At 69.2% G+C, this 16,180-nt stretch carries 13 protein-coding genes; 7 read left to right on the top strand and 6 right to left on the bottom strand.

Annotation, left to right across the window (positions count from 1 at the left end):
• The first annotated feature begins 51 nt into the window (after positions 1-51).
• Positions 52-303 (top strand): GIY-YIG nuclease family protein, encoded by a 252-nt coding sequence (locus tag B2X67_RS07965; protein ID WP_286785204.1) that lies wholly within the window; start codon positions 52-54, stop codon positions 301-303.
• A 65-nt stretch (positions 304-368) separates the two neighbouring features.
• Positions 369-1,301 (top strand): glutathione S-transferase family protein, encoded by a 933-nt coding sequence (locus B2X67_RS07970; protein WP_286785168.1) that lies wholly within the window; start codon positions 369-371, stop codon positions 1,299-1,301.
• Between the two features lie 8 nt (positions 1,302-1,309).
• Here B2X67_RS07970 and B2X67_RS07975 read toward each other — a convergent pair whose 3' ends face one another.
• From B2X67_RS07975 to yjeH, 5 genes are read right to left on the bottom strand one after another with little or no spacing between them, the layout of a single operon-like run.
• Complete coding sequence (locus B2X67_RS07975; RefSeq protein ID WP_286785169.1) at positions 1,310-1,639, bottom strand: glutaredoxin family protein; 330 nt, start codon at positions 1,637-1,639, stop codon at positions 1,310-1,312.
• 2 nt (positions 1,640-1,641) lie between these two features.
• Positions 1,642-2,649, bottom strand: a complete 1,008-nt coding sequence (gene yejK / locus B2X67_RS07980; RefSeq protein WP_286785170.1) for a nucleoid-associated protein YejK — start codon at positions 2,647-2,649, stop codon at positions 1,642-1,644.
• 59 nt (positions 2,650-2,708) lie between these two features.
• The gene (locus B2X67_RS07985; protein WP_286785171.1) at positions 2,709-3,263 is read right to left on the bottom strand and encodes an adenylate kinase; all 555 of its coding nucleotides are present in this window, start codon (positions 3,261-3,263) and stop codon (positions 2,709-2,711) included.
• Complete coding sequence (locus B2X67_RS07990; protein ID WP_286785172.1) at positions 3,260-3,949, bottom strand: HAD family hydrolase; 690 nt, start codon at positions 3,947-3,949, stop codon at positions 3,260-3,262. The genes B2X67_RS07985 and B2X67_RS07990 overlap by 4 nt, the downstream gene beginning before the upstream one ends.
• A 55-nt stretch (positions 3,950-4,004) precedes the next feature.
• A complete protein-coding gene (gene yjeH, locus B2X67_RS07995) occupies positions 4,005-5,267 on the bottom strand; it encodes an L-methionine/branched-chain amino acid transporter (protein WP_286785173.1) in 1,263 nt (420 codons plus the stop codon).
• 131 nt (positions 5,268-5,398) lie between these two features.
• On the opposite strand from yjeH, the gene B2X67_RS08000 reads away from it, so the two are divergent.
• From B2X67_RS08000 to B2X67_RS08020, 5 genes are all read left to right on the top strand, one after another.
• Positions 5,399-5,818 carry an Lrp/AsnC family transcriptional regulator gene (locus B2X67_RS08000; protein WP_273232104.1) on the top strand — a complete coding sequence of 140 codons (420 nt, stop codon included), beginning with the start codon at positions 5,399-5,401 and terminating at the stop codon, positions 5,816-5,818.
• A 436-nt stretch (positions 5,819-6,254) separates the two neighbouring features.
• Positions 6,255-7,208, top strand: coding sequence for an N-acetyl-gamma-glutamyl-phosphate reductase (gene argC, locus B2X67_RS08005; protein WP_282344794.1), 954 nt, complete (start codon positions 6,255-6,257; stop codon positions 7,206-7,208).
• A 101-nt stretch (positions 7,209-7,309) separates the two neighbouring features.
• Entirely contained in the window at positions 7,310-8,527 is a 1,218-nt protein-coding gene (gene sbcD / locus B2X67_RS08010; protein ID WP_286785205.1) for an exonuclease subunit SbcD, read from the top strand.
• Between the two features lie 309 nt (positions 8,528-8,836).
• Positions 8,837-12,280 (top strand): AAA family ATPase, encoded by a 3,444-nt coding sequence (locus B2X67_RS08015; protein ID WP_286785174.1) that lies wholly within the window; start codon positions 8,837-8,839, stop codon positions 12,278-12,280.
• Between the two features lie 181 nt (positions 12,281-12,461).
• Positions 12,462-14,090, top strand: coding sequence for a glucan biosynthesis protein (locus tag B2X67_RS08020; protein WP_286785175.1), 1,629 nt, complete (start codon positions 12,462-12,464; stop codon positions 14,088-14,090).
• 166 nt (positions 14,091-14,256) lie between these two features.
• Here B2X67_RS08020 and B2X67_RS08025 read toward each other — a convergent pair whose 3' ends face one another.
• On the bottom strand, positions 14,257-16,098 hold the full coding sequence (locus B2X67_RS08025; RefSeq protein ID WP_286785176.1) for an ABC transporter ATP-binding protein: 1,842 nt from the start codon (positions 16,096-16,098) through the stop codon (positions 14,257-14,259).
• Positions 16,099-16,180 lie beyond the last annotated feature (82 nt).

Consider the following 16,180-nt stretch of genomic DNA (forward strand, 5'->3'; position numbering starts at 1 on the left):
AGCGAGCCCGCCGCGGCGCCGGCCGGCGAAGCCAAGCCGTGGTTCGTCTACCTGGTGCGCGCCGCCAACGGCGCGCTCTACTGCGGCATCAGCGACGACCCGCAGCGGCGCTTCGCCATGCATTGCAGCGGCAAGGGCGCGCGCTTCTTCCACTCCAGCCCGGCGCAGGCGCTGGTGTACGTGGAGGCCTGCCCCGGCAAGGGTGACGCACTGCGCCGCGAGCGGGCGATCAAGCAACTGAAGAAGGTCGCGAAGGAACAGCTGATCGCCATGCATGGCGCTGATGCCACGCCATCCGCCTGAGTGGCTGGGACGCGGGGAAGCCGGCGGGTAAGCTGGCCGTACGAACAACAACAGCGGAAGCCAGCATGCACGACCTCATCCTGCACCACTATCCAGCCTCGCCGTTCGCCCACAAGACCCGCCTGCTGCTCGGCTTCAAACAGCTGAGCTGGCACTCGGTGAACATTCCGCCGGTAATGCCCAAGCCCGATCTGCTGGCGCTCACCGGCGGCTACCGCAAGACGCCGGTGTTGCAGGTCGGTGCGGACATCTATTGTGACACCGCGTTGATCGCCCGCCGGCTGGAGGCGGAGAAGGCCGCCCCGACGCTGTTCCCGCAGGGCCAGGCATTCACCGTCGCCGCCTTCGCCCACTGGGCCGACTCGGTGGTGTTCCAGCATGCCGTCACCCTGGTGTTCCAGCCCGAATCCGTCGCGGTGCGTTTCGCCCGCCTGTCGCCGGAAGCGATCCAGGGCTTCCTCGCCGACCGTGCCGGGCTGTTCAGCGGTGGTTCGGCGTCGCGTCTGCCGGCCGAGCTGGCGCGCCACAACTGGCCGACGCTGATGACGCGCCTGCAACAGCAACTGGCGCAGGGCGGCGAGTTCCTCTTCGGCGAGGCGTCCATCGCCGATTTCGCCATGGCCCACCCGCTGTGGTTCCTCAAGGCCACGCCGGTCACCGCGCCGCTGGTGGACGCCTACCCCGAGGTCGTGCGCTGGCTGCAGCGGGTGCTGGATTTCGGCCAGGGTTCGCCCAGCGAGATGAGCGCCGCCGAGGCCATCGAGGTCGCCCGCCAGGCGAGCCCGGCGGCGTTGCCGCAGACCTCGATCGAGGAGCCGAACGGTTTCTCGGTGGGCCAGCGGGTGCTGATCGCGGCGACCGACTACGGCGTCGATCCGGTGGAAGGCGAGTTGCTCCACGCCGGTGCCGAAGAGCTGATCCTGCGCCGCGAGGACGCGCGCGCGGGCGTGGTCCATGTGCACTTCCCGCGCGTCGGCTTCCGCATCGAGGCGCTCTGAGGCACGGCTCAGTAGGCGGCGAGGATGCCCTGCGGGTCGTAGCCATGGATCACCGTGCCCTTGACGTCGATCACCGGCACGCCGCGGCCGCCGAGCGCGTCGTAGGCGCGGCGGCCGTCGGCGGACTTCTCGATGTCGAGTTCGCGGTAGGGAATCGCGCGTTCGGCGAGGAAGGCGCGGGTCTTGGCGCAATAGCCGCACCAGGACGTCGCGTAGAGAATCACCTCGCCGGTGCGCGCCTGGCGGTGCACCGGCTGGCCGAGGCCGAGCAGCGGCTCGACGCGGTCCCACTGTTGCCAGGTGGCGAGCGCGGCGAGGATCAGCAGGATGCGTTTCATCGTCAGTCCTTGCGGCGTTTGAGCTGGTCCTTCAACTGGGTCGGCAGCTGACGAATGATCAGCATGTCACGGCCCTCGTCGTACTCGATCTTCGACCCCAGCAGATGCGCCTCGAAGCTGATCGACAGCCCTTCGGCGCGCCCGGTGAAGCGCTGGAACTGATTCAGCGTGCGCTTGTCCGGCGGAATCTCCGGCGACAGGCCGTAGTCGCGGTTGCGGATGTGGTCGTAGAACGCCTTCGGCCGGTCCTCGTCGATCACCCCGGAGAGTTCTTCCAGGGTCATCGGCTCGCCGAGCTTGGCCTGGGTGGTGGCGTAGCCGACCAGCGCACTGGTCTTCTCCCGCGCCTGTTCTTCTGGCAGGTCCTCGCTCTCGACGAAATCGCTGAAAGCCTTGAGCAGGGTGCGCGTTTCGCTCGGCGCATCGACGCCCTCCTGGCAGCCGATGAAGTCGCGGAAGTAGTCCGAGACCTTCTTGCCGTTCTTGCCGCGGATGAAGGAGATGTACTGCTTGGACTGCTTGTTGTTCTGCCACTCGGAGATGTTGATGCGCGCGGCCAGGTGCAGCTGGCCGAGGTCGAGGTGCTTGGCCGGCGCCACGTCCAGCGCCTCGGTCACGGTGACGCCTTCGCTGTGGTGGAGCAGGGCGATCGCCAGGTAGTCGGTCATGCCCTGCTGGTAATGGGCGAAGAGCACGTGGCCGCCGGTGGAGAGGTTGGATTCCTCCATCAGCTTCTGCAGGTGCTCGACGGCCTGGCGGCTGAAGGCGGTGAAGTCCTGTTGCCCGTCCAGGTACTGCTTCAGCCAGCCACTGAACGGGTAGGCGCCGGACTCCTCGTGGAACAGCCCCCAGGCCTTGCCCTGCTTGGCGTTGTAGCTTTCGTTGAGGTCCGCCAGCAGGTTCTCGATGGCCTGCGACTCGTGCAGTTCGCTGTCGCGTGCGTGCAGCACGGCGGGCGTGCCGTCGGGTTTCTTGTCGATCAGGTGGACGATGGCGTGGCGGATCGGCATGGCGGTCTCGTGGCGAACGGGAAAGACGCGCAGTTTACCCGAGGCACGGGGTTGCGGCGTCAGTGCAGTGAGAGCAGGAAGGTCTCGACGGCCGCCGGGCTGCGCAGGCGTACCCGCTGGACATGGGCGAGGCGAGGGTCGGCGAAAACCTCGGTGTAGCGCCGCCGGTTGCTGCGGAAGTTCTTCAGCGTCCAGAGCAGGATCGAGTCGCGGCTGAGGAACGAGCGGCGGAAACTCTCGCGGTTGCCGGTGCCCGGCCACAGCTCGTCGCCGCTGAAGGAGCGCCGCAGTGCCCGGCTGATGGCCTGGTAAAGGGTGCGGATCAACGAGTAGTCGATCCAGACGATCATCTGCACGTCCCGCCACTTCATCGCGGCGGTGCGCTGGTAGTTGCCGTCGAGCACCCAGCCCGGCTGTGCCAGCGCGCGTTGCAGGCGGGCGAAGAAACTCGGGTCGTCGGACTCCTGCCAGTCAGGACGCCAGAACAGTGCGTCCATCTCGATGCAGGGCAGGCCGAGCTGATGGGCCAGGCGCCGCGCGAAGGTGCTCTTGCCGCTGCCGCTGGTGCCGACCACGTTGATCCGCCGCGGCGCATCGCTGTGGGCGGGCGTCATACCGGGCGAGACGGCTCGCCGCGCAGCAGCTCGACCAGCGCCGGCAGTTCGCGCATGTCCCTGAGCAGCGCCTCGACGCCCAGTTCGCGCAGCACTTCGCCGTGCTCCGGCGGAATGTGGCTGGCGCCGAGGAAGCCGATCACGCGCATTCCGGCGGTCAGCGCGGCGGTGGCGCCGGTGGCGCTGTCTTCGACCACGAGGCAGCGCGACGGCACGACGCCGGCACGCCTGGCCGCCAGCAGGTAGAGGTCCGGCGCCGGTTTCGGCCGCTCCACGTCCTCGGCGGCGAAGATCCCGGAGTCCACGCGTTCGCGCAGGCCGGCGCGCTGCAACGCGTGCTCGACGCTGGCCCGGCGGCTGTTGCTGACCACTGCCAGCGGCAGGTCGACGGCCAGCAGCGCGTCGCGCACGCCGGCGATTGGCGCGGCGTCCCGGAAGGTCGCGGCTTCGCTGCGCTGGCGCAGCTCGGTGTGGAAGCCGTCCGGCAGTTCGACGCCGAAGTGCGCCTCGACGCGAGCGAGGATGTCGTGGCTCTGCAGGCCGAAGGTGCCGGCCAGGAGGATATCCAGTTCCTGCAGCGGGAACCGCTCGCCTAGCACCTCGCGGCGCAGGCGTTCGACGATGATTTCGCTGTCGACGATCACGCCGTCGCAATCGCTGATCAGCAGGTCGATATAGGAATTCATGCGGCCCGGCCCTTGCTGGAAAGCCTGTCTTGATAACACAGGCCCGCGCCGAGGGTCACCCTTGGGTGGCGGCGGCCCGACGGGGCGGTCGCCGCCCATGCAGCGCCACAAGCACGCCGAGCAGCGCCAGCGCGTACAGCGCCTGAACGCCCAGCGCCACCAGCACCAGCGCGCAAAGCGCCACGGAAAGTCCCGCCAGCCAGCGCCAGAGACCCTCCAGTAGCACCCAGCCCGCGGCCATGCTGAGCAGGTAGATGAGCACGAAGTTGCCGTTGGCGTAGCGGATCAGCTCGTCCACCGACAGCGACAGCAGGCTGCTCGCCAGCGAACACAGCGCGCAACAGGCGACGATCAGCAGCAGCGCGCGGGACGGCACGCCGTGCCGGTTGAGCCGCGCCAGCCCGGCCGGCGCCTTGCCTTCGTCGGCCAGGCTCCAGAGCAACCGGGCGAAACCCAGCAGGTAGACGTTGGTCGAGGCGAAGCAGGCCAGGTAGCCGAGCAGTGCCAGCAGCCAGCGGCCGCGTTCGCCGAACAGCTGGCCGACCAGGTCGGGCAGCGAGGTGGCATCGCGCTGGGCGTCGCCGTAGTGACCGAAGTTCAGCACCGCCAGCGAGCAGGCCCAGTACACCAGCCCGGCGAGCAGGGTGCCGAGCAAGAGTGCCAGCGGGAAGTCGCGCTGCGGGCGGCGGAACTCCTCGCCGAGGTGGGCGAACGCCTCGATGCCGACGAAGCACCAGAACATCACCGCCAGCGCCGTCGGCAGGCGCGACCAGTCGGGCGCGGCGCTGTTCAGCAGCGGCAGGCTGGCGTCCGGCAGATCGCCGGCCCACCAGATCAGCGCGATGCAGGCGACGATGGCCACCGCGATCGCCGCCTGCAGGCTGCCGGAGGCGCGCATCGGCCGTTGCCCGAGCAACAGGATGATCGCCAGCGTACCGAGCTGGATCGCCAGCGCCTGGCCGGGCGTGATGGCGAACACCGATTGCCAGAAGCCCACGCCGATGTGCAGCGCGGCGGGCACGCCGACCGGAATCACCGCGAGGAACAGCCAGGCGCTGACCCGCTCGAAGCGCAGCCCGAACGCGCGGCCGATCAGGTGCGGCGCGCCGCCGGCGTGGGGAAAGCGCCGGCCGAGCTGGGCGAAAGTGAAGGCCACCGGCAACACCAGCAGGATCAGCAACGGCCAGGCCCACAGCGAGGCGATACCGGCGCTGCTGGCGGCGAGGGCGGGGACCACGAAGATCCCGGTTCCCAGTAGCGAAGTGGCGAGCAGGGCAATGCCTTGCAGCAGCCCCAGCTCCTTGTTCAGACGGCTCATACGGTATGCTCGCGGGCTTGAAACGGCGGTAAGCCATGTTAGGCCGCCGCCGCCATTCAGGTTGCCGGCTTTGCCCGGCAGAGTGGCGCAAGCCGCCGCCGAATCGCCTGTCACCGTTTTGCGAGAACCCCGTGGACAAGTTCGATCGCCAGATCATCGCCCTGTTGCGCAGCGACGCGCGCACCCCCGTCACCCGCATCGCCGAAAGCATCAGCCTGTCGCGCTCGGCGGTGGCCGAACGCATCCGCCAACTGGAGGAGCGCGGCGTGATCCAGGGCTATCACGCCCGCGTCGCCGACCCGGAAAGCAACGCGATCAAGGCCTACCTCGAGCTGTTCTATCACGAGAGCCGCTGCGAGCAGTACGTCGAGCGGATGCGCGCCTTCCCGGAAATCCAGCGCTGCAGCGGCATCAGCGGCGAGACCGACATGCTGGTCTACCTGGAAGTCGCGAGCATGGCGCGGCTCGGTGAAATCCGCGGGCAGATCGAGAACTTCCCCGGCATGCAACGGGTGAAGACCCACGTCGTGGTGACCGACTGGGCGTTCTGACCGCGCCCGGATTTCCCCGGCCTGGGTGGCGGCCACGGCATCGCGCCGTAGGGTGCGCCGCGCGCACCGAGGCCGCTTGTCTGCGGTGGGAATCGCTCTCCCTTTGCGGTGCGCACGGCGCACCCTACGTACCGAGCGCCCGTCATCCGGCGCGCCTGCACCCGTGGCGAACGCTCTCGTAGGGACGAACTCGTTCGCCAGCCCCGTAGGGTGGGTTAGCGGCATCGCCCGATGAACCCTGGCGACCCTGTGGCCGAAAGCCGCGTAACCCGCCGGCGGAATCCGGCATGACTCCGCCTGGTGGGTTACGCCGCGTGACACACGCTCCCGGCACGATGATCGGCGCCGCTCGCGCTGTCGTGCGCCGGTCGAGTCGGTACAATGTCGGCCAATCGGGCCCGCGGGCGGGCCGTCACCTATTCGCGAGGGCTGGGCAATGACGTTCAAAGTATTCGTAGACGGCCAGGAAGGCACCACCGGGTTGCGCCTGCTCGACTACCTCGGCGGTCGTTCGGATATCGAGCTGCTGCGCATCGACGACGCCAAGCGCAAGGATTCCGCCGAGCGCGCGCGTTTCCTCAACGCCGCCGACGTGGCCTTCCTCTGCCTGCCCGACGCCGCCTCGCGCGAGGCCGTCGCGCTGGTGAACAACCCGAACACCTGCATCATCGACGCCAGCACCGCGTTCCGCACCGACAGCGGCTGGGCCTACGGGTTGCCGGAGCTGGCGCCCGGCCAGCGCGAGGCGATCCGCGCCAGCAAGCGCATCGCCAACCCCGGCTGCCATGCCACCGCCTTCATCCTGCTGGTTCGCCCGTTGGTGGACGCCGGCCTGCTGCCGGCCGACTACCCGCTCAGCGCCTTCTCGCTGACCGGCTACAGCGGCGGCGGCAAGCAGATGATCGCCGAATACGAAGCCGGCGCTAACGCCAAGCTGAAGAGCCCGCGCCCCTACGCCCTCTCCCAGGCGCACAAGCACCTGCCGGAAATGCGCGTGCAGACCGGGATCGCCGCGGCGCCGGTGTTCAACCCCATCGTCGGCGACTTCCTCAAGGGCCTGTCGGTGACCGTTCCACTGCAGCTCAGCCACCTGCCGACCGGCGCCAGCGTGGAAAGCCTCCACGCCGCGCTGGTCAGGCATTACGCCGGCGAGCCGTTCATCCGCGTGATGCCGCTGGACGGCGCCGACAACCTCGACGGCGGTTTCCTAGACGTGCAGGCGTGCAACGAGAGCAACCGCGCCGACCTGTTCGTCTTCGGCAATGCCGAGCGCGTGACCCTGGTCGCGCGCCTCGACAACCTCGGCAAGGGCGCTGCCGGCGCCGCCGTGCAGTGCATGAACGTGCACATCGGCGCCGCGGAAAACACCGGGCTCAACAGCGGCCTGTGATCCTCCCGGCGGGCTCGGCAAACGAGCCCGCCAGCAAGGGCACCACGATGGAAACCCTCTCCCTGTTCGATACTTCGCCGGCCGCCGCGCCCTTCGACGGCCTGCGCCTGCTGCACACCTCCGATTGGCACCTCGGCCAGCACTTCATGGGCAAGACCCGCCAGGCCGAGCACCAGGCGTTCTGCGACTGGCTGATCGGCCAGGTGCGCGAGCAGGCGGTGGACGTGGTGCTGATCGCCGGCGACATCTTCGATAACGGCGCGCCGCCCAGCTACGCCCGCGAGCAGTACAACCGCTTCGTCGTCGACCTGCGCGACAGCGGTGCGCAACTGGTCGTGCTCGGTGGCAATCATGACTCGGTGGCGACCCTCGGCGAGTCGCGCAGCCTGCTCGGCCGGCTCGGCGCGCGGGTGGTCCCGGCGGTGGCGGAAAACCCGGAAGACCAGTTGCTGGTGCTCGACAAGCGCGACGGCTCGCCGGGCGCGCTGCTCTGCGCGATCCCGTTCCTCCGCCCGCGCGACCTGCTCCGCAGCGAAGCGGGGCAGAGCGCCGAGGACAAGCAACGCTCGCTGCAGGAAGCCATCGCCGGGCACTACCGGGAACTCTTCGCGCAGGCCGAGCGGCGCCGCGCCGAACTCGGTGGCGCATTGCCGATCATCGCCAGCGGCCACCTCACCACCGTGGGTGCCAGTGCCAGCGATTCGGTGCGGGAAATCTACGTCGGCGCGCTGGAGGCCTTTCCCACCAACGCCTTCCCGGCGGCGGCCTACATCGCCCTCGGGCACATCCACCGGCCGCAGAAGGTCGGCGGCCTGGAGCACATCCGCTACTGCGGCTCGCCGATCCCGCTGGCCTTCGACGAAGCGCGGCAGGAAAAACAGGTACTGCTGGTGGACCTCGACAGCGACGGCCTGCGCGCCGTGACGCCGCTGCCGGTGCCGCGCTTCCAGCCGCTGGCCTCGCTGCGCGGCTCGCTGGCGGAACTCAAGGGAGCGATCGCCGACGCGGCGCGCGAGGGCAGCGCGACGTTGCCGGTGTGGCTGGATGTAACGGTAACCGCAAGCGATTACCGCAGTGACCTTTGGGCCCAAGTGGCCTCGCTATGCGAGGGGCTACCGGTTGATCTTTTTTGTGTGCGCGGTGCGCGGGATTCGATCGGAGCCAGATTGGTTGGTGAATCCCGCGAAACCCTCGACGAGCTCACCCCGCACGACGTCTTCGCCCGTCGCCTCGCCAGCGAAACCCTCGACGACGCCCTCCAGCAGCGTCTCCACGATCTACACCGGCAGGTGCTCGGCGAGTTGCAGGACGGGGAATAGTGTCGGGCGATGAACCGCCCGGTGGGCAGGTGAAGCGTTGCCCACCCTACGGAACTGGAGCACACCCACGTAGGGTGGGTTAGCCGCGCCGGGCGAGGGGTGGGGCAGGCGCGGAAGCCGGCGTGCGGCGTAACCCGCCAGGGGGTGACATGCCGGACTCCGCCCGGTGGGTTACGCGGCTTTCGGCCTCGGGTCGTCAGGGGCTATCGAGCGATGCCGCTAACCCACCCTACGAGACTTGTCACGCCCGGTCGGCAGGGGCTCCGCGCTGCCGTTAGAATGCCAACCCCGACCTGATCAGCTCCCGCCATGAAAATCCTCTCGCTGCGCCTGAAGAACCTCAACTCGCTCAAGGGCGAGTGGAAGATCGACTTCACCGCAGAGCCGTTCCGCGACAACGGGTTGTTCGCCATCACCGGGCCGACCGGGGCGGGCAAGACCACCTTGCTCGATGCCATTTGCCTGGCGCTTTACCACCGCACGCCGCGGATGAATGCGCTGTCGGCGAGTAGCAACGAGCTGATGACGCGGCACTGCGCCGATTGCCTGGCCGAGGTGGAGTTCGAGGTGAAGGGGCAGGGCTACCGGGCGTTCTGGAGCCAGCGCCGGGCGCGCGACAAGGCCGACGGCGCGTTGCAGGCGCCGCGTGCCGAGCTGGCGCGGCTGGACGGGCAGATCATCAGCGACAAGCTGAGCGAGAAGCCGCGCGAGGTGGAGCGCCTGACCGGGCTGGATTTCGAGCGTTTCACCAAGTCGATGCTGCTGGCCCAGGGCGGTTTCGCCGCCTTTCTCGAGGCGTCGGCCAACCAGCGCGCCGAGCTGCTGGAAGAGCTGACCGGCACCGACATCTACGGGCAGCTGTCGCAGCGGGTTTTCGAGCGCACCCGCGAGGTCAAGGCGGCACTGGAGCAGCTCCGCGCGCGCGCCGAGGGCGTCGAGTTGCTCGACGAGCCGCAGCGTGCCGGATTGGCCGAAGAGGCCGCGCGCCTGGCAGGCGAGGAGGCGACGTTGCACCGGCAACTCGCCAGCGCCCAGGGCGAACGCCACTGGCTCGATGAGCTGGGCAAGGCCGAGGCGCGCCAGCAGGACGCGCTGGCCGGCGAAGACCGGGCGCGACAGGCGCTGGACGCGGCGGCGGGCGATCTGCAACGCCTCGCCGACAGCGAGCCGGCGGCGCGGCTGCTGCCGGTGCAGGGGCATCGCCTGGAAGCGGAGCAGGCGCTGCAGGACACCCGGCGGTCGTTGCAGGCGGTCCTCGACGAACAGGCGGCGGTGTCCGCCGAAGCCGTGCGTCAGCTCTGGCAGGCGCAGCGTTTCTCCGCGCGGCTGGCGGGCGAGCGCGGCGAGGCTTTGTCGGCCGTGGTCGAGCAGCGGCGAAGTCTGGACGCCGATTTGAGCGAGCGCGCGCCGCATGCAGCCCTGGCCGAGCAACTGAGCGGCTGGCGCAGCCGGTTCGAGGCACGCAGCACCTGCCAGCAGGAAATCGCCGAGGCGCAGGCGCGCCAGCAGGACGCCGCCCGCCAGTTGCACGCGCTGGGCGCCGAGGTCGCCGACCGGCAGCAGCACCTGCAGAGGGCGCAGGCACATCTGCAGGCGGCGCGGCAGGCGCTGGAGGCGCCGCAGCGGGATTGGCAGTCGACCCTCGACGGTCGCAGCGAGGCCGAGTGGCGCGCCGACTGGCAGCGCCTGCTGGCCCGCGGCAGTGCCCTGGAACAGCTGCGCCAGCTCGGCGAGCGGCGCACGCAACTGGCCGGCCAGGTCGAGCAGGCGCGCGTCACGCTGGCCGCGCGGCAGCGTCAGCAGGACGAGAAGAACGCAGAAGTCGCGGCGCTGCGCGAGCGTTACCGCGACCTCAAGCAGCAGGTACAGGACAAGAAGACGCTGCTCGCCCAGGAAGAGCGCATCAAAGCGCTGGAAACCCATCGCGCGCAGTTGCAGCCCGGCGATGCCTGCCCGCTGTGCGGCGCCCGCGAGCATCCGGCGATCGCCGCGTATCAGGCGCTGGACGTCTCGGAGACCGCCCGCGCCCTGGCGGCGAAGGAGGCGGAGCTGGAGGCCTTGGGCGAGCGCGGTCAGGAACTCAGCCGGCAGGCCTCGGCGCTGGACGAGCAGCGCCGCCAGGCCGGCGAGCTGCTGGTGTCCGGCGAGGAACAGCGGCTGTTGCTAGACCAGGCCTGGCAGCAGCAGTGCGAAACCCTGGCGCTGGAACCCGGCGATTCCTCGGCCATCGCCGGGGCGCAGGCCCATCAGGTTGCGGCGCTGGCCGAGGTGCAGTGTCGGCTGGAAGCGCTGGATGGCCTGAAGCAGCAGCTGGAGAGCGCCCGCCTCGAACTGCAGCGGGCCCAGCAGGCCGAAGCGGACGCCGCGCAGGCGCTGGCCCTGGCGCAACGCGACCAGCTCGCCCGGCAAACCGCGCTGGACGAGCTGGGCCGCCAGTTGAGCAAGCTGCACGCGCAGCAGGCGCAAGCGGACGAGAGGCTGGCTGCCGAGCTGCAAACCCTCGGTTACGCGCTGCCGACCGATGGCGCCGCCTGGCTGCGCGAGCGCGAAGCCGATGCCCAGGCCTGGCAGCAGGCGCAGGCGCGGCTGCAGGCGTTGCGCGAACAGCAGACAACGCTGGAGCACGCCGCCGCCCATGTCCGCGAGCTGGCCGGCAAGTGGATGCAGCGCTGGCAGGCGGCGCAGCACGCGGATCTGCCCGAGGACGCGCCGCCGGCCGATCTGGAGGCCGCGATAGGCGAGGCGGAGTCGCAGCTCGCCGGCGCGCAGCAGCGCAGCGCCGAATTGCAGGGCACCCGGCACAGCCTGGAACGGCGCCTGGCGCAGGACCAGGCCAGGTTCGCCGAGGCCGAGCAGGCCTGGCACGTGGCGCTGGAAGACAGCCCGTTCGCCGACACCGAGGCGTTTCTCGAGGCCTGCCTGGACGAGGCGCAGCGTGCCACCCTGCAGGACGCCAGGGAGCGCCTGCACACCGGGCTGGCCCAGGCGCAGGCATTGCGAGCGTCGGCCGAACAGGCGCTGGCCGACCTGCGCGCCGCACCCAAGACCGACGCGGACGCCGCGCAACTGGATGCGCGCCTGGCCGAGCTGGACGCCGCGCTGCGCAGCCTGACCCAGCGCCAGGGCGAGATCCGCGCGCAACTGCAGGGCGACGAACAGCGTCGGCAGAGCCAGCAGGCGCTGTTCGCCACGATCGCTGCGCAGGAGGGCGAGCACCAGCTCTGGCAGCACCTCAACGGCCTGATCGGGTCGGCGGACGGCGCCAAGTACCGCAAGTTCGCCCAGGGCCTGACCCTCGACCACCTGGTGCACCTCGCCAATCGTCAGCTGGAACGCCTGCATGGGCGCTACCTGCTGGCGCGCAAATCGGTCGGCGAACTGGAACTGGAGGTGATCGACACCTGGCAGGCGGATGTCGCCCGTGACACGCGCACGCTGTCCGGCGGCGAGAGCTTCCTGGTCAGCCTGGCGCTTGCCCTGGCGCTGTCCGACCTGGTCAGCCACAAGACCAGCATCGACTCGCTGTTCCTCGACGAAGGCTTCGGCACGCTGGACGGCGAAACCCTGGACATCGCCCTCGACGCGCTGGACAGCCTGAACGCCAGCGGCAAGATGATCGGCATCATCAGCCACGTCGAGGCGCTGAAGGAGCGCATTCCGGTGCAGCTCAAGGTCAGCAAGGGCCACGGCATGGGCTACAGCAGCCTGGAGAAGCGCTTCGCCGTCGAACCCCGGGTGCCGGCGACGCCGTAACAGCCGGTAAAGAATTCGCTCCGCGGACCGCCTGCGTTTTTAGGGGCCGCGAGCGCTCAACGGCGGCCGTTGCAGGCATCATTGCCGAACTGTCGCCGCGTTATGGCGTCCATTGCCACGTTTACCCCTGCCGCCGCCTCGCGGGTGCGCGGTTCCCAGAACCTCCGTCGTGAAGTGATCCATGCAAAGACGAAATCTGTTGAAAGCGTCCATGGCGCTGGCCGCCCTGACCGGCCTGCCGGCGTCCGGTTTCTTCGCCGCCCGCGTGCTCGCCGACACCGCCAACGGCGCCGCCGAACCCTTCGACTTCAAGCGCCTGCAGGCGCAGGCCAAGGCGCTCGCCGGCAAGCCCTACGTGGATACCCGCGAGACGCTGCCGCCGACCCTGGCGAAGATGACCCCGCAGCAGTTCAACGCCATTCAGTACGACCCCGAGCATTCGCTGTGGAAGGACCTCGAAGGCCAGCTCGACGTGCAGTTCTTCCACGTCGGCATGGCGTTCCGCCAGCCGGTGCGCATGCACAGCATCGACCCGGCCACGCGCCTGTCGCGCGAAGTGCACTTCCGCCCGGAACTGTTCAACTACGCCAGCAGCGGCGTCGATGTCGCCCAGCTCAAGGGCGACCTTGGCTTCTCCGGGTTCAAGGCGTTCAAGCAGCCGAACATCGCCAAGTACGACATCGTCTCCTTCCTCGGCGCCAGCTACTTCCGCGCGGTGGACAAGACCGGCCAGTACGGCCTCTCGGCGCGCGGCCTGGCGATCAACACCTACGCCGGCGGCCCCGAGGAATTCCCCAATTTCGTCGAGTTCTGGTTCGAGACGCCGGACAAGGACAGCACCCGCTTCGTGCTTTATGCGCTGCTCGATTCGCCCAGCGCCACCGGCGCCTACCGCTTCGACATCGACTGCCAGCCGGACCAGGTGGTGATGTCCATCGACGCGCACGTCAACGCGCGCCAGGCGATCAGGCAGCTCGGCATCACGCCGATGACCAGCATGTTCAGCTGCGGCGGCCACGAGCGGCGCATGTGCGACACCATCCACCCGAACATCCACGATTCCGACCGGCTGTCGATGTGGCGCGGCAATGGCGAGTGGGTCTGCCGCCCGCTGAACAACCCCGAGCGCATCCAGTTCAACGCCTTCGCCGACAACAACCCGAAAGGCTTCGGCCTGGTGCAGAGCGACCACGACTTCGCCACCTACCAAGACACCGTGGACTGGTACAGCCGCCGGCCGAGCCTGTGGGTCGAGCCGACCAACGACTGGGGCGAGGGCAGCGTCGACCTGATGGAGCTGCCGACCACCGGCGAGACGCTGGACAACATCGTGGTGTTCTGGAATCCCAAGCGCGCGATCACCGCCGGAACGTCGCTGAACTACGCGTACAAGCTCTACTGGGCCGCGCTGCCGCCGGTGCAGCCGTCGCTGGCGAGGGTGCTCGCCACGCGCTCCGGGATGGGCGGTTTCATCGAGGGCTGGGCGCCGGGCGAGCATTACCCGGAGGTCTGGGCGCGGCGCTTCGCCATCGACTTCACCGGCGGCCCGCTGGACGCCATGGCCCCCAGCGAGGGCATCGAGCTGGTGGTCACCGCATCCAACGGCGAGGCGAAGGACTTCCACATCCTTGCGCTGCATCCGGAGGTGAAGGGCTTCCGCGCGCTGTTCGACTGGTTCCCCACCAACGACAGTGTGGATCCCGTGGAATTTCGCGCCTTCATCCGCCGCGCGAGCGACAGGCAGGTGCTCAGCGAGACCTGGCTCTACCAGTACTTCCCGCCGGCGCCGGAGAAGCGCAAGTACCCATAGGCGGGATTCGGTGGACGGCTGAAAAAGCCCGCATCGAGCGGGCTTTTTCCGTCTACCAGGGCGTTGCCTTCCCTCTCACCCAGCCCTCTCCCATGAATGGGGAGCGGCGTGCGCGTCCGCCGCAGGTTGGGCTTCAGCCCACGCGATGCAGTGCAGCGAGCCGCCCCTACAGATACCCCTCGGCCTGCAGCCGGAACAACTGCGCGTACTGGCCTTCGGCGGCGAGCAGCTGCGCGTGGCTACCCTGTTCGAGGATGCGCCCGTGTTCGAGCACGATGATCTGCTCGGCGCTGCGCACCGTGGAGAAGCGGTGCGAGATGAGGATGGTCATCTTGCCCGCGGCGTGTTCGCGGAAGCGTGCGAACACCTCGGCTTCGGCGGCGGCGTCCATCGCGGCGGTGGGTTCGTCGAGCACCAGGATGTCCGCCGAGCGGCGCATCCACGAGCGCGACAGGGCGATCTTCTGCCACTGCCCGCCGGAGAGCTCCTGGCCGTCGCGGAACCAGCGGCCGAGCTGGGTCGCGTAGCCCTGGTCGAGGTCGTCGATGAAGTCGCTGGCCATGCCGCGTTCGGCGGCTTCGCGCCAGCGTTCCGGATCGTCGAAGGCCTCCACGTCGCCGACGCCCAGGTTCTCGCCGACGCTCAGCTGGTAGCGGGTGAAGTCCTGGAAGATCACCCCGATCCGCCGCCGCAACGCCTCGGCATTCCACTCCTGCAGGTCGCTGCCGTCGAGCAGCACGCGCCCCTCGCTGGGCGCATACAGGCGCGTCAGCAGCTTGATCAGCGTGGTCTTGCCGGAACCGTTCTGGCCGACCAGCGCCAGGCTGTGGCCGGGCTCCAGGTGCAGGTCGATGCCCTGCAGCGCCGGCCGGCTGGCGCCCGGGTACTGGAAGCCGACACCCTCGAAGCGCAGGCCGTCGCCCGGCAGCACGCCGGCATGCAACGTGCCGCGTTCCTCGGCGACCGGCTGTTCCAGGTAGTCGTAGAGGTTGGACAGGTAGAGGTTGTCCTCGTACATCCCGCCGATGGCGGACAGGCTGCTCGCCACGGCGGCCTGGCCCTGGCGGAACAGCAGCAGATACATGGTCATGTCGCCCAGGCTCAGGCGCCCGCCCACGGTGTCCAGCACCACCCAGGCGTAGGCGCCGTAGAACGCCAGCGTGCCCAGCAGGCCGAGGCCGAAACCCCAGCCGTCGCGGCGCAGGGTCAGCGCGCGGTCCTCGGCGTAGAGCCTGGCGAAGATCTCCCGGTAGCGCTGCAGCAGCAGCGGGGCGAGACCGAACAGCTTCACTTCCTTGACGCTGTCCTCGCGCGCCAGCAGCGTCTCCAGGTAGTTCTGCATGCGTGATTCCGGCGAGCGCCAGCTGAACAGGCGGAAGGCATCGCCGGAAAACTTCGCTTCGGCGAAGAACACCGGCAGCGCGCCGGCCAGCAGGATCAGCAGCGCCCAGGGCGAGAAGCCGACCAGCAGCACGCCGAAGCTGATCAGCGACAGCGCGTTCTGCGCCAGGGCGAAGGTCTTGTTGACCAGCGCCAGCGGCCGCACCGAGGCGTCACGGCGCGCGCGCAGCATCTTGTCGTAGAACTCGGAGTCCTCGAATTGCGCCAGCGACAGGCGCTGCGCCTTCTCCAGGATCAGCAGGTTGACCTTCTGCCCGAGCAGCGCGCGCAGCAGGGACTGTTGCACCGACAATCCGCGTTGCGCCGCGGCGATGGCGGCGACCACGCCGGCCTCCATCAGCAGGTAGCGCAGCACCGGCCACAACGGCGCCTCGCCCTGCACGCGATGCAGTTCCATCGCCGCCACCACCGCATCGACGATCTGCTTGCCCAGCCAGGCGGCCAGCGCCGGCAACACGCCGGCCACCAGCGTCGCGGCCATCAGGCCGATGGTCAGTGGTCGCGAGGTACTCCACACCAGCGACAAGGCGCGACCGGCATAGCCGAGCAGGGTGGCGGCGCGGGGCAGGCGGGTTCGCGGAACGGCAGGGGCGACGCTGGGCTTCATGGAGGACGCGACTTTGGCTGAAGGGTGGCTGGGGGCCGTCGAGGTTTGGTTCGCGGCAACGTGGCTCGCGATGAACGCTCGA

Origin of the sequence: Pseudomonas sp. UBA3153 (genome assembly GCF_002364635.1) — a bacterium.
GTDB lineage: Bacteria > Pseudomonadota > Gammaproteobacteria > Pseudomonadales > Pseudomonadaceae > Pseudomonas_O > Pseudomonas_O kuykendallii.